The organism is Gemmiger formicilis (assembly GCF_018784445.1).
Lineage (GTDB): Bacteria > Bacillota > Clostridia > Oscillospirales > Ruminococcaceae > Gemmiger.
Genome location: NZ_WQOH01000008.1, coordinates 57,308 through 70,450 on the forward strand (window position 1 = coordinate 57,308; position 13,143 = coordinate 70,450).

The window sequence follows — 13,143 nt, forward strand, 5'->3', positions numbered from 1 at the left end:
ATGCACCTCTTTCCAACATTATCCCATTATTAAACGTATTATAGCATAGATTTCAGTGTTTCGCAAATTTTTGAAACACCCCACCCGATTTTGTCGTATAATCTTGATGAAAGGGGGCGGCGCGGATGACGGAACGCGAGTTGGACATACTCCTGCGGGAGTACAGCGGTGCCGTGCGGGCGGTCTGCCGGGCCATTTTGCCCGGCCACCCGCAGGACGCCGAGGAGGCCGAGGCCGACACATTTTACAAACTGTGGCGCGGGGCGCGGCTGCCTGCGGACGAGGCGCACCGGCGGCGGCTGGTCATTTTGACAGCGCGGCAATGCGCCATTGACCGCTACCGCGCCCTGCTGCGCCAGGGCGAGACGCTGCCGCTGGATGACCGCGACGACGCCGAGCTGGCTGTGGCGCTGGAAAGCCATCTTGAAAGCCGCGAACTGATGGCGCAGATCATGGCGCTGCCGCCGCCGGACGGAGAGCTGTTTTTGCGGCGGTACTTATACGGCGAGACGGCGGCCCAGCTGGGCGTGCGGTTTGCCATGCCCGCCGCCACGGTGCGCACCCGGCTGCACCGCGCGCGGCTGGCGCTGCAAAAGCTATTGAAGGAGGGCTGACCTATGACCGAACTGGAACGCTGGATGAACGACAACCCGCCGCTGGCGGACGCCCTGACGGCGGAGGAAACCGCAGCACTGCGCCAAAAAGTGCTGGCGCGTCGCCCCAAGCTGCACGCTTTGCGCGGCTGGCGGGTGATGGCCGCAGCAGCAGCGCTGTGTTTGGTGGCCGCAGGAGCCGTAGTGCTGGGGCTTTTCCACCCCATGAGCGCCGCCAACGAGACGAACGCGCTGGTGCAGAAGTACGGCGAGGTGCTGTACGAACCGCTGACCGCCGAAATCAACGGCCATACCGTCAGCGTCAAAGCGCTGCTGCGCAGCGAAAACACGCTGCGGGTGCTGTACGACGTGGACAATGCCAAGGGGATGGAGCCAAACGATTTGGTGTGGGACACCGGCGCGTTTTACCTGCGTGCAGCGGACACCAGCGGCGACAAGCGGCTCTATATTGCAAGCAACGCACAGGTAGGGCCATGTTATGGGTACGCCATTGGTTCGTGGGCAACGCGCAATGCGGTCAGCGAAGGCGACGTTCTCTCCTGCTATGTGGATATTCCGTTGACCCAGACGGCCACCGACACGCGAACGCTGTATATCTGCGATTTGACAAATCACAAGGCCTCTGCGCATGTTAAGGTCATGCTGCCAGACACGGCTGAAGCAGTGACGCTAAACGTAAAGAAAACCATCGCGCTGAAGGGAGGGCACTGGTTCCATTATGATATGACCGATGAAGAAGCCGAGCAATATCCCGACGCAACGTTTGACATTCAAGAGGTTCGTATTGAGCCGCTGGCGGTCAGCGTCATCGGCAAGAATCACGGCAGTCTGCCGCTGGGCGGGACCTCGCGGTACGATGTGCAGTCCCGCGTGAAGCTGTTCCGCGCTGACGGCACGGAACTGACCTACGGCTGGGACGGAGAGTTTTATATGGGGCAGTATGGCCGCATCACCAAAAATTCCGGGAAGATAACCCTGCGTGTGGACAGCTACGACATCATCGACCCGGAAGCGGTGGCGTATGTCGAGATCGACGGAGAGCGGTTTGATGTGAACCGGTAAGCCTTCCCCCCGAGGGGGAAACCCCAAAAAAAGCACCCGCATGGCGCGAACCATGCGGGTGCTTGCTTTTTGCAGAATTATCCGAATCAGCCGAACCTATTGATCAGGATACCAGCGGCAACGGCGGAGCCGATAACACCGGCAACGTTGGGGCCCATGGCGTGCATGAGCAGGTAGTTGCGGGGGTTGTACTCCTGGCCGACCTTCTGGGAAACACGGGCGGCCATGGGAACGGCGGAAACACCGGCGGAACCGATGAGCGGGTTGATCTTGCCGTGGGTGACAGCGCACATGACCTTGCCCAGGATAACACCGCCGGCGGTGCCGACACCGAAGGCGACGATGCCCAGAACGATGATCTCAACGGTCTGGATGTTCAGGAAGGTGGCGGCGTTGGTGGTGCAGCCGACCGAGAAGCCGAGGAAGATCGTGATGATGTTCATCAGCTCATTGCCGGCGGTCTTGGTGATACGCTCAACAACGCCGGACTCCTTCATCAGGTTGCCCATCATCAGGCAGCCGACCAGAATGGCGGCGTCAGGCAGGGTCAGGGCAACGATGATGGTAACGATGATGGGGAACAGGATCTTCTCGGTCTTGGAGACGCGGCGGGGGGCAGTCATGACGATCTGACGCTCTTTTTCAGTGGTCAGGACCTTCATGATAGGCGGCTGGATAACCGGCACCAGCGCCATGTAGCAGTACGCAGCGACCGCAATGGAGCCGAGCAGGTGCGGGGCCAGCTTGGTGGTGACGTAGATGGCGGTGGGGCCGTCCGCGCCGCCGATGATGCCGATAGCACCGGCTTCCTGATTGGTGAAGCCCAGGATCTTAGCGCCGACAAAGGTGAAGAAGATGCCCAGCTGTGCGGCAGCGCCCAGCAGCAGGCTGGACGGGCGGGCGATCAGCGGCTCGAAATCGGTCATGGTGCCGATGCCGAGGAAGATCAACGGCGGGTAAATGCCCAGCTTGACGCCTAAGTAGATATAGTCGACCATACCGCCGGAGGAACCGAGCAGCTCCCAGTTGATATGATTCGTCTCGTTGATGAAGATATCCATATGGAAGATGCCGTCGAGGGGCAGGTTGGTCATCAGCATACCGAAGCCGATGGGCAGCAGCAGCAGCGGTTCAAACTGCTTGACGATGGCCAGATACAGCAGCACGCAGGCCACCGCCAGCATGACAGCGTACTTCCAGCCGCCCTCGGTGAAGAAGATCTGCGCCCAGCCGGACTTGGCGAAAATTTCAGCAATGTTGGTAAAAATAGCACCCATTTCCATACCTCCTTACATAAAGGGCGCGGTATGCTCGCGCACGCCTGCGTCACCCCATGCGCCGCGGCGGGAGCCGGCAGCGGGCTTGGAAACGCGCTTGATGCCGCGGATCACGGCATTGCCGCCGCACACAGAGGCCACGGCAGCGGAGATGGCGGCGATGATCTCGCCGGGGATGGAGCCGTTGTCAGCCTTGGCTGCAGGGGCAGCGGGCTTGGCGGCAGGAGCAGCCTTGGCAGCGGGGGCCGCAGGGGCCTTCGGCGCAGGCTTGCCGTTCTTCTTATTGTTGATGTTGTCGAAGATCTTGCCTTCCAGCGTGATGATAAGGCACAGGGCCACCAGCATCGCGAAAACCAGCGTAATGCTGGTCAGAACAACGGTGCCGTCGCTGGCTTCCAGGGCAAGCAGAGCTAGGTTGGGCATGGATGATCCTCCTTTAATTGGTAAACGGCCGGAAAAAGGCTATTTGATGATATTATAGCACAAAGAGAATTTTTTTGGTAGATTTTTTTACAAAAAAATGAATAAATTTAGGGAAATGTACAGATGGTGCATGTAGGGGCCTCACATATGCGGCCCTCAGCTTTCCCGCAAGCAGGCGTTTACCTTTCAGCAGAGGGCCGGGTATGCCCGGCCCCTACATGATGCACAATTTTGCAAGTGGATTTTGGGCTGATTGCACAGCACTTTTTACAAATATGAACAAAATATGTCTTCTCCCTCTTGACCAATGCGCAACTCTGTGATAGCATAAGCGCAACGAAAGAACGGCAAAGGCGCCGGGCAGAGTATTTCTGCCCGGCGCTTTTTCTGTTTCTTTTGCAAGTATTCTGTGCGACAGTAAGAGAGAGGGGTTCCAAAGTTATGTACAACTCAGCAGACGTTACCTGGACACTTGTTGCGGCGTTCCTGGTGTTCTTTATGCAGGCGGGCTTTGCACTATGCGAAGCAGGCCTGACCCGCGCTAAAAACACCGGCAATATCCTGATGAAAAACATGATGGATTTTTGCATCGGTACACCCTGTTACTGGATCGTCGGTTTCGGCATCATGTTCGCCGGTTCCGGCGCACTCATCGGCGGGTTTGACCCGTTCATCCACGGCAGCTACGATTTCGGCACGCTGCCGGTCTGGGTCTACGCGGTGTTCCAGACCGTGTTCTGCGCCACCGCCGCCACCATCGTTTCCGGCTCGATGGCCGAGCGCACGAAGTTCAGCGCCTACTGTTGCTATTCCGCCGCCATCAGCCTGATTGTCTACCCCATCTCCGGCCACTGGATCTGGGGCGGCGGCTGGCTGGCACAGCTCGGCTTCCATGACTTCGCCGGTTCCACGGCGGTCCACTTTGTCGGCGGCGTCACGGCCTGCCTGGGTGCCTGGATGCTCGGCCCCCGCATTGGCAAGTACAACAAGGCGGGCACCCCGCGCGCCATCCCCGGCCACAACCTGACCGCCATGGCGCTGGGCGTTTTCATCCTGTGGTTCTGCTGGTTCGGCTTCAACGGCGGCTCCACCGTCAGCATGACCGGCGATGACACGATGATTTCCGCCGGTCTTATCTGCTTCAACACCAACCTGGCCGCCGCGCTGGCTACCGTTGCGGCGCTGATCGTCTCGTGGGTGCGGTACGGCAAGCCCGATGTATCTCTGACCTTCAACGGTGCGCTGGCCGGTCTGGTCGCCATCACCGCCGGGTGCGATGTGGTCGATCCCTTCGGCGCGGCCGTCATCGGCATTGTGGCCGGTGTGCTCTGCATCTTCTCGGTCGAGTTCTTCGACAAGATTGCCAAGATCGATGACCCGGTCGGTGCGGTATCCGTCCACTGCGTCAACGGCTGCTGGGGCACTCTGGCTGTCGGCCTGTTTGCCACCGAGGGCGGCCTGTTCTACGGCGGCGGCTTTGCCAAGCTGGGCATCCAGCTGCTGGGTGTTGTCAGCGTGGCGGCCTGGGTGCTGATCACGATGTTCATCATCTTCTCGATCATCAAAAAGACGATCGGGCTGCGCGTCTCCGAGAAGGAGGAGCTGGACGGCCTCGACATCCATGAGCACGGCCTGACCAGCGCCTACGCAGGCTTTGCCATCAGCGACCCGACCTACGCCGAGCTGGACGTGAACGAGAACACCGACCTGGGCGAGGACGACGTCACCAAGGCCAGCCCCGAGAAGATCGCGGCGGCCGTCAAGGTCACGCAGGAAGCACCTCTGCCCGCCGGGCTGGATTCCGGCATGCACAAGGTTTCCATCATCGTGCAGCTTGCGAAGTTTGAGACGCTGAAGAAGGCGCTGAACGACATCGGCGTCACCGGCATGACCGTGACCCAGGTCATGGGCTGCGGCCTGCAGAAGGGCAGCGGTGAGAAGTACCGCGGCGCCGAGGTGGACGCCACCCTGCTGCCGAAGGTCAAGGTCGAGGTCGTTGTGAGCAAGATCCCGGTCGAGAAGATCATCGACACCGCCACCAAGACGCTGTACACCGGCCACATCGGCGACGGCAAGATCTTTGTCTACAATGTGGCAAAGGTCGTCAAGGTCCGCACCGGCGAGCAGGATTACGCCGCATTGCAGGACGTGGAGTAATTCGCAGCACCATTTAGTGTATATATAAAGGTTAGTGAACCGCCCCCTCCGAAGCGGGATTCGGAGGGGGCGGTTGGTTTTGTGGGAGATGGCGGTAGGTTGCGGGCCGGGCATGCCCGGCCCCTACAGGGCGGCGATGGGGAAACGGGATGTAGCGGCAGGTTGGCGGGCCGCATATATGCGGCCCCTACAAATGGGCGGAAGTTTACAACTGCGGGGGGGGGGCGCTTGGCGGCGCACAACGAGCGCCGCCAGCCAGCAAAGCTGGCCCGCTCGTGCGGTTGCTTGCCCCGCAGGGGCAAGCATTGCTCACTACCCCAGTTTCGCTCCGCTCAACTGTGGCCCCTCGCTCGCAACCCCGCAACACCCAAATTTAAAGTGGAGGAAGGTTCGGCGGCGTTAAGAACGGACAGTAATACTGCGTCCGTTTAGCCGCCGAAGCTTCCGACTTCCTCTTTGGGGGTCTCGGGGGCGTGCAGCCCCCGAGGCGCGGGTTCGCTGCGTCGCAACAGCGAGACTTTTCTTTGTTACTTTCTTTTGGTCACAAAAGAAAGTAAGGTTTCCCCGGGGACTGCCGTTACCCCTTCAGCCGATCACTTCCCCCTGGCACTCTGGATATACTGCCGCGGTGTCTGGTTGTACTCGGCCCGGAACGCGCGGTAGAAGTTCGCGTAATCGCCAAAGCCGCAGTACTGGCAGACCTCATTCGGCGGCACGCCGCCGGCCAGCAGCTGCTTGGCATTCAGCAGGCGCTTTTGCAAAATATAGCGGTGTACCGTCGTACCCACCTGGGCATCAAACTTGCGCAGCAGGTGGTATTTGCTGATGAAAAACTTTTCCGACAGCTGATCCAGCGTCAAGGCCTCGCTGTAATGCTCGTTGATGTAGTGCAGCACCGCGTCCACGACCTGGTCACTGGTGCCGGTGGGGCGGGCGTCGCCGCGTTCGGCAGCGGCACGGTTCAGGCCCACCATCAGCTCCACCAGCGCACTCTGGGCCAAGAGGTCACTGCCGTAGTCCTTGCTTGCCTTTAAGGCGCACAGCTTGTCCACCGTGGTGCGCAGCGGTGCGCCGGTGGCCCCGGGCAGCCGCAGCAGGTTCGTGTGGCTGGGGATCGAGGTGTCAAAGCAGCGGGTCAGGCTGGTGTGCGGGGTGGACAGGTTCTCCAAAAACGGCCGCGCGATCCACAGCACAATGCGCTCGTAGGCGTCGGCATCGGTGGCAATGCGGGCCTGGTGCAGCTCCAGCGGGCTGCACAGCATCCAGTCGCCGGGGCGCACGCGGTAAAGCTGGTTCTCCACGATATATTCCACCCGGCCGCGCAGCAGCAGGTAGACCTCATAGAAGTCATGGTGGTGCAGCTCGACCTCGTTCATGTAGGTCGAGCGGTAGCGGTAGACCTCGTAATCCGGCGCGATCATCGTCTGGCGTTTGGTGTAGGGGTTGTAGTTTGACATAGGGGAACTCCTCAAAAGCCTTCCTATCGGGGGAAGGTGGCTGGGATGAGGGGCGGCTGTGCCGCTGCCGCCCCGTAAAAGGGCTTTTGCGGCAAGTTCTCCCCTCATCAGCCGCCTGCTGCGGCAGCTTCTCCCTCATGGGAGAAGCCTTTTTCGATGCTAGGTTTAGTTTACCGCAATTTTTACAATTTTTCAAGCAACTACGGTTATTTTCTTGCAAAAAATTGCGTGGTATACTGTTGATATCGCGGGCAGTTCTGCGCTGCCCACCCCCATAAGCAACAAAGGAGCAAATCATTATGCAGATGAATGCGTCTTCCATCGTAAACCAGAAGGCCGAGTGGGAAAAGCTGGGCGTCAAGCTGCCCGCCTTTGACCACGCCGCCATGACCGCTGCCACCAAGGAGCACCCCATCTGGGTCCACTTCGGTGCCGGCAACATCTTCCGCGGCTTTATCGCTGCTTTGCAGCAGCGCCTGCTGAACGAGGGTGCCGCCGACCGCGGCATCATCGCGGCTGACACTTTCGACTACGATATCATCGACAAGATCTACACTCCGTACGACAACCTGACGATGAACGTCACCCTGAACCCGGACGGCACCACCAGCCGCGAGATCATCGGCTCTGTGGCCGAGGGTCTGCGCGCCAACTCTGCCGACGCCGAGATGATGGCCCGCTTCAAGCAGATCTTCACCGATCCCGGCCTGCAGATGATCTCCTTCACCATCACCGAGAAGGGTTACGCCCTGTATCGTCCCGATGGTTCCCTGATGCCGGTCGTCCAGGCTGACATCGACGAGGGCCCTGCCCACGCACGCCACGCCATGAGCATGGTCGCCGCCCTGCTGCTGGAGCGTTTCCAGAACGGTGCCGCCCCGCTGGCCGTCGTCAGCATGGACAACTGCTCTCACAACGGCGAGAAGCTGCAGGCCAGCGTCATGACCGTTGCCAAGGCTTGGCTCGAAAAGGGCTATGTCGGCCAGGACTTCATCGACTACCTGTCCGATGAGAGCAAGATCACCTTCCCCTGGTCCATGATCGACAAGATCACCCCGCGTCCCCACAAGATGGTCGAGGAGTCCCTGGAGAAGGACGGCATCGAGGGCATGACCCCCATCGTCACCTCCAAGAACACCTTCATCGCCGCGTTCGTCAACGCCGAGCGCCCGCAGTACCTCGTTGTCGAGGACAAGTTCCCCAACGGCCGCCCCGCACTGGAGAAGGCCGGCGTCTACATGACCGACCGCGAAACCGTCAACAAGACCGAGCGCATGAAGGTCACCACCTGCCTGAACCCGCTGCACACCGCCATGAGCGTTTACGGCTGCATGCTGGGCTATGACCTGATCTGCGCCGAGATGAAGGACGAGGACATCGTCGCCCTCATCAAGCGCCTGGGCTATGTCGAGGGCCTGCCGGTCGTCGTTGACCCGAAGATCCTGGCCCCCAAGGCCTTCATTGACGAGGTCATTGAGCAGCGCCTGCCCAACCCCTTCATGCCCGATATGCCGCAGCGCATCGCCACCGATACTTCTCAGAAGGTCGGCATCCGCTTCGGCGAGACCATCAAGAGCTACATCGCCGAAGGCCGCGACCTGAACAGCCTCGTTTCCATTCCTCTGGCTATCGCCGGTTGGCTGCGCTACCTGCTGGCCATTGACGACAACGGCAACGCCTTTGAGGTTTCCGCTGATCCGCTGAAGGACGACCTGCAGGCCAAGCTTGCCGGCATCGAGTTCGGCAAGCCCGAGACCGTCACCGATCAGCTGGACGGCATCCTGTCTAACGCTTCCATCTTCGGCAGCGACCTGACCAAGACCGTGCTGGCCGACAAGATCAAGGCCTACTTCAAGGCCGAGATCGCCGGCCCCGGCGCCGTCCGCAAGACCCTGAACGAGGCTGTGAACGGCTAAGCTGCTTAAAGGCTTCCCCTAAGGGGGAAGCCTTGTATCTGCCGCCCCGTAGGGGCCGGACATGTCCGGCCCGCCGCATAAAATCTATAACCCGCTCACGGGCTTGCAACCGGAAACTTGAGGGCGAGGCATGCCTCGCCCCTACGCAAACGACTATACAAACAAAAGGAGCACCATATGTCTATGAAAATGGGTTGGCGCTGGTATGGTGAGGGCAATGACCCCATCACCCTGAGCGACATCAAGCAGATTCCCGGTGTTGAGGAGATCGTCTGGGCGCTGCACAGCAAGATGCCCGGCGAGATCTGGGAGGAGAACGAGATCAAGGAGGTCGTAGACCAGATCCACGCGGCTGGCTTCAGCGCCACCGTCGTCGAGTCCGTCAACGTCCACGACGACATCAAGATCGGCCTGCCCACCCGCGATAAGTACATCGAGAACTACAAGCAGTGCATCCGCAACCTGTCCAAGTTCGGCGTCAAGACCATCTGCTACAACTTCATGCCCATCTTCGACTGGACGCGCACCGACCTGTTCCACCCCGTCGGCGACGGCTCCACCGCCCTGTTCTATCAGAAGGACCTGATCAAGGACGACTACAAGGGCATGGCAAACTACATTCTCGAATTTACCGAGAAGTACAACATGACCTTCCCCGGCTGGGAGCCGGAGCGCATGGCCAAGCTGGACGAGCTGTTCAAGGCCTACGCCCCCGTCACCAAGGAGAAGCTGTGGGATAACCTGAAGTACTTCCTCGAGGCCATCATGCCCACCTGCCGCGAGTGCGACATCAAGATGGCCATCCATCAGGACGATCCCCCATGGGATATCTTCGGCCTGCCCCGCCTGCTGGTTGACGCCGAGAGCATCGACCGCTTCCTGACGATGGTCGATGACCCGTACAACTGCCTGACGCTCTGCTCCGGCAGCATGAACGCCAACCCCAACAACAATGTGGCCGCCATCGTGCGCAAGCACTGCGACCGCATCCCCTTCGCCCATGTGCGCAACATCCACCACTTCGAGAACGGTGACTTCTCTGAGGCTGCCCACCGTGACTGCTGCGGCGAGACCGGCATCATCGAGATCCTGCGCGCTTACCACGACTGCGGCTTTGACGGCTGCATCCGCCCCGACCACGGCCGCCAGCTGTGGGAGGAAGGCCCCGGCAACTGCCGCCCCGGCTACGGCAAGTATGACCGTGCGCTGGGTGTCCAGTATATGCTCGGTGTCTGGGACCTGCTGGATCGTCTGGACGAGGAGAAGAACGGCTGATTCCTGCCATCTTCTAGTTGCTGTATAAAAACAGAAAAGCCGCTGCGCAAGCAGTGGCTTTTTTGTTTTGGGGAATCAACTCCGCCACGGGCCGCCACGGTAGGGGCGGCATATATGCCGCCCGCGCCTCCCTTGTCAAAGGGAGGTGGCCGAGCCTGCGAGGCCGGAGGGATTCCCGCAGCCTTGCCTTTACCGCCCTTCTGCCCTGCTTACCCCTTCACCTCATTCACCAGCTTTTCCCCTCGCGCAAACGCCCGCGCATTCTCCATCGTCGTAATGGCAATGCTCTGTAACGCGGTCCGGGTAAAAAACGCCTGATGGCTCGTCACCACCACATTCGGGAAGCTAAGCAAAATCGGTACGACCTCATTCTGCAATACATCGTCGGAAAAATCCTCAAACACCTGTTCGTCCTCGTCCTCATAGACGTCCAGCCCGACACCCGCAAACTTGCGGTGACGCAGCGCGTCGATGAGCGCGTCGGTGTCGATCAGTCCGCCCCGGCTCGTGTTGACCAAAATTGCACTGCCACGCATCATTTTGATTGTATCTGCGTTGATCATGTGGTAGGTTTCCGCTGTCAGCGGGCAGTGCAGGCTGATGAGGTCTGCTGTGCGCAGCAGCTCGTCCAGCTCCACATAGCGCACAATACCGTCCAGCGCCGGGTTCTTGTACTGATCGTAGGCCAGCACCGTCATCCCAAATCCGTGGCAGATACGGGCCATGGCCGCGCCGATGCGCCCGGTGCCGACGATGCCCGCCGACGAGCCGTAAAGGTTGTACCCCAGCAGGCCGTCCAGCGCAAAATTGTTGTTGCGCACCTTGATATACGCCTTGCACAGCCGCCGGTTGGCCGCCTGGGCCAGCGCCATGGCGTGCTCGGCCACGGCCTCCGGGCTGTACCCCGGCACACGAAGCACCGTTATACCGTGCTTTTTAGCCGCCGCCAGGTCCACATGATTGTACCCGGCGCAGCGTAGCAGCAGGCAGCGGATGCCCACCTGGGCCAGCTTTTCCAGCACCGGTGCCGAGCAGTCCGCATTGACAAATGCACACACCGCGTCACCGCCCTGCGCCAGCGGCGCGGTGTCAGCGTCCAGATTGGCCGTCAGGAACCTGATTTCGCAGCCATATTCCGGATCCGCTGCCAGCACATCAAAATAGTAGTGGTCGTATTCCCGCGTGCCATAAAAAATAATTTTCATTAAAAAATCCCCCAGTCATATCCAGTATCTGCCGTTTACAGGCATAGTATACCGGATAGACCGAGGGATTTCTGTTGTCGAAACAACACCTCTATATACAGGCTCAAATTCCTGCTTCTTTGATTTCTTTGGCGGTAATGTCCACCAGTTCCATGCAACGCTTTTTCTTGTTGCCGAAAGCGCCGCTCATACTGCTCCAGCCGTCGGTCAAGGTATCAAGAACGGCATTCTTCGCCATGTTGCCAAGGCCAGCCACCTCTGCACTGCGCATGATGGTGAATTTTCCCTTTGCACCCGTGATCCACACCTGGTTGTTACGGTCAACCGGCGGGAATACAATTACCGCACCGATGCCATGCTTCGTGAGTTCCGGAACTCCAGCTTCAAATCGGATGTCCTTCATCGCCTCTAACAGGTCTGCCAGTGTAGCATAATTCCCTTTCAGCTCCAGCTTGACGTTCTTCACGCCCATCATTTCACCAAGTCCCATATAGTGATCTCCTTTTTGATTTCTATGTTGTAAGCTCACAGAGCTTTCTGAACATATTGTTTCAAACAGATTTGCCCCCTTTTTAATAGGGCAGCTTGCGCTTTTCGGTGCATTCGCCAAAGCCGATGAATTTTTCGAACAGGCCTTTTGTCAGCATGGCCGCCGCATCGCTGTTTCTCGGCACAAATGCATAGTAATAGTTGGCCTTCTTCTTGCGGCCCCACAGGATCTTAGCGTCATGCCGACCGCTTTTCAGCAACGCTTCGGCTCGGTCGTAGTCGCCCTCCGAGACCTCGCAATCTGTGTCACAGGGGGCAAGGTCCGGGGTAGAGAACTGGATGTAATAGTCATACTCGGTGCGGCAATCATCTTCATCGGGGGTTCTGTCATATTCGTGCTCGTACACACCATCGATGTGAATATCCGCGATATAAAGTTCGCCGTTTGCAATCATTTCTTTTACGGTAAGCAGCGCATTGCCAAACAGCTTCTTTTTCTGCTCGCCGAGGGCTTCGCCTACACTGAGGGGTACCTTTTGCCAGTTCAGAGCGGAAAGCGGCACCAGCGGTTTGGCCTCACGTCCGCAAGCCGTGCATTTACCCGCGGCCACCTCACTGCCGCAGAGCAGGCAGCGATTGGCTTTGTTTGCCTTTTTGAAAAAGAATCCCATATGATAGCCTCCTTGTTAATTCCGCAGCCAGAAGTCCGCTTCGTCGAACAGCCGCGCATACATAATCATGACATCCATAAAATCCATCTGGACGGCCGCATCCCAGAACGGTGTGCCGGAGATAACGTCCTCGATCGTCCCGAAAACGTCCACCAGCAGGCAGGCCACAGAAAGGCCAAGTCAGACTTTTTTCATGTTCAGATACCCCTTTCCGCAAGTTTCCTTTATGCTGCCCAATCGTCCCAGCTGTCGTCCTGCCAATACTCGTCGTCGTCCATGAAAAGCCATTCGAGCCAATCCCAATCATCGTCGTATTCGTCCCAGCCGTCCCAATGGTACTTTTTGTTCCATCAGAGGGATCGTTCCTGTCACCAGCACAAGGGCCTGAAAGCAGTTGTTATTCTGGTAATTCCACTCAGCCAGCGCGATCTCATACACGCCCTTGTCGCCGCTGCCGTAAAGCTTTTCTGCCAACCCCATTTAACTTTACTCGTTTTTCCTGCGCTTGTATAGCAAACTTAAGGCAATACCGCATAATTCTAAGTGCCGATACGGCGAGCGAGGTGCGGCAGCTGCTAAGCCAAAAGCGCAGATAAT

13 protein-coding genes are annotated in these 13,143 nt (G+C 58.9%); 5 read left to right on the forward strand and 8 right to left on the reverse strand.

Translation table 11 applies throughout. The features are described from left to right. Positions 1-125 precede the first annotated feature (125 nt). Both GPK89_RS03625 and GPK89_RS03630 read left to right on the forward strand, forming a co-directional pair. Positions 126-614 carry an RNA polymerase sigma factor gene (locus GPK89_RS03625; protein ID WP_215691625.1) on the forward strand — a complete coding sequence of 163 codons (489 nt, stop codon included), beginning with the start codon at positions 126-128 and terminating at the stop codon, positions 612-614. Between the two features lie 3 nt (positions 615-617). Then, positions 618-1,676 carry a hypothetical protein gene (locus GPK89_RS03630; RefSeq protein ID WP_215691626.1) on the forward strand — a complete coding sequence of 353 codons (1,059 nt, stop codon included), beginning with the start codon at positions 618-620 and terminating at the stop codon, positions 1,674-1,676. A gap of 86 nt (positions 1,677-1,762) precedes the next feature. Here GPK89_RS03630 and GPK89_RS03635 read toward each other — a convergent pair whose 3' ends face one another. Both GPK89_RS03635 and GPK89_RS03640 read right to left on the reverse strand, forming a co-directional pair. After that, positions 1,763-2,953: a sodium ion-translocating decarboxylase subunit beta gene (locus GPK89_RS03635; RefSeq protein WP_215691627.1), complete on the reverse strand. Its 1,191-nt coding sequence runs from the start codon at positions 2,951-2,953 to the stop codon at positions 1,763-1,765. A 12-nt stretch (positions 2,954-2,965) separates the two neighbouring features. Further along, positions 2,966-3,376, reverse strand: coding sequence for an OadG family transporter subunit (locus GPK89_RS03640; protein WP_215691628.1), 411 nt, complete (start codon positions 3,374-3,376; stop codon positions 2,966-2,968). A 441-nt stretch (positions 3,377-3,817) separates the two neighbouring features. On the opposite strand from GPK89_RS03640, the gene GPK89_RS03645 reads away from it, so the two are divergent. Beyond that, positions 3,818-5,533 (forward strand): ammonium transporter, encoded by a 1,716-nt coding sequence (locus tag GPK89_RS03645; protein ID WP_215691629.1) that lies wholly within the window; start codon positions 3,818-3,820, stop codon positions 5,531-5,533. Between the two features lie 593 nt (positions 5,534-6,126). Here the strand turns inward: GPK89_RS03645 and GPK89_RS03650 are convergent. Beyond that, positions 6,127-6,990 carry a helix-turn-helix domain-containing protein gene (locus GPK89_RS03650; RefSeq protein WP_252261455.1) on the reverse strand — a complete coding sequence of 288 codons (864 nt, stop codon included), beginning with the start codon at positions 6,988-6,990 and terminating at the stop codon, positions 6,127-6,129. A 299-nt stretch (positions 6,991-7,289) separates the two neighbouring features. On the opposite strand from GPK89_RS03650, the gene GPK89_RS03655 reads away from it, so the two are divergent. Both GPK89_RS03655 and uxuA read left to right on the forward strand, forming a co-directional pair. Beyond that, positions 7,290-8,906: a mannitol dehydrogenase family protein gene (locus tag GPK89_RS03655; protein WP_215691630.1), complete on the forward strand. Its 1,617-nt coding sequence runs from the start codon at positions 7,290-7,292 to the stop codon at positions 8,904-8,906. Positions 8,907-9,083: 177 nt separating this feature from the next. Then, on the forward strand, positions 9,084-10,181 hold the full coding sequence (uxuA, locus tag GPK89_RS03660; protein WP_215691631.1) for a mannonate dehydratase: 1,098 nt from the start codon (positions 9,084-9,086) through the stop codon (positions 10,179-10,181). Between the two features lie 209 nt (positions 10,182-10,390). Here uxuA and GPK89_RS03665 read toward each other — a convergent pair whose 3' ends face one another. From GPK89_RS03665 to GPK89_RS03685, 5 genes are all read right to left on the reverse strand, one after another. Continuing rightward, positions 10,391-11,386, reverse strand: coding sequence for a 2-hydroxyacid dehydrogenase (locus tag GPK89_RS03665; RefSeq protein ID WP_215691632.1), 996 nt, complete (start codon positions 11,384-11,386; stop codon positions 10,391-10,393). A gap of 103 nt (positions 11,387-11,489) precedes the next feature. Beyond that, positions 11,490-11,876, reverse strand: a complete 387-nt coding sequence (locus tag GPK89_RS03670; RefSeq protein ID WP_215691633.1) for a hypothetical protein — start codon at positions 11,874-11,876, stop codon at positions 11,490-11,492. An 82-nt stretch (positions 11,877-11,958) separates the two neighbouring features. Further along, a complete protein-coding gene (locus GPK89_RS03675; RefSeq protein ID WP_215691634.1) occupies positions 11,959-12,546 on the reverse strand; it encodes a hypothetical protein in 588 nt (195 codons plus the stop codon). A gap of 15 nt (positions 12,547-12,561) precedes the next feature. Then, positions 12,562-12,699, reverse strand: a complete 138-nt coding sequence (locus GPK89_RS03680) for a hypothetical protein (RefSeq protein WP_215691635.1) — start codon at positions 12,697-12,699, stop codon at positions 12,562-12,564. 150 nt (positions 12,700-12,849) lie between these two features. Continuing rightward, positions 12,850-13,026, reverse strand: a complete 177-nt coding sequence (locus GPK89_RS03685; protein WP_215691636.1) for a hypothetical protein — start codon at positions 13,024-13,026, stop codon at positions 12,850-12,852. Positions 13,027-13,143: the final 117 nt, after the last annotated feature.

Coding starts and splice junctions, on each gene's coding strand:
- GPK89_RS03625 (WP_215691625.1), top strand. CDS start 126: ATGACGGAACGCGAGTTGGACATACTCCTGCGGGAGTACAGCGGTGCC.
- GPK89_RS03630 (WP_215691626.1), top strand. CDS start 618: ATGACCGAACTGGAACGCTGGATGAACGACAACCCGCCGCTGGCGGAC.
- GPK89_RS03635 (WP_215691627.1), bottom strand. CDS start 2,953: ATGGGTGCTATTTTTACCAACATTGCTGAAATTTTCGCCAAGTCCGGC.
- GPK89_RS03640 (WP_215691628.1), bottom strand. CDS start 3,376: ATGCCCAACCTAGCTCTGCTTGCCCTGGAAGCCAGCGACGGCACCGTT.
- GPK89_RS03645 (WP_215691629.1), top strand. CDS start 3,818: ATGTACAACTCAGCAGACGTTACCTGGACACTTGTTGCGGCGTTCCTG.
- GPK89_RS03650 (WP_252261455.1), bottom strand. CDS start 6,990: ATGTCAAACTACAACCCCTACACCAAACGCCAGACGATGATCGCGCCG.
- GPK89_RS03655 (WP_215691630.1), top strand. CDS start 7,290: ATGCAGATGAATGCGTCTTCCATCGTAAACCAGAAGGCCGAGTGGGAA.
- uxuA (WP_215691631.1), top strand. CDS start 9,084: ATGTCTATGAAAATGGGTTGGCGCTGGTATGGTGAGGGCAATGACCCC.
- GPK89_RS03665 (WP_215691632.1), bottom strand. CDS start 11,386: ATGAAAATTATTTTTTATGGCACGCGGGAATACGACCACTACTATTTT.
- GPK89_RS03670 (WP_215691633.1), bottom strand. CDS start 11,876: ATGGGACTTGGTGAAATGATGGGCGTGAAGAACGTCAAGCTGGAGCTG.
- GPK89_RS03675 (WP_215691634.1), bottom strand. CDS start 12,546: ATGGGATTCTTTTTCAAAAAGGCAAACAAAGCCAATCGCTGCCTGCTC.
- GPK89_RS03685 (WP_215691636.1), bottom strand. CDS start 13,026: ATGGGGTTGGCAGAAAAGCTTTACGGCAGCGGCGACAAGGGCGTGTAT.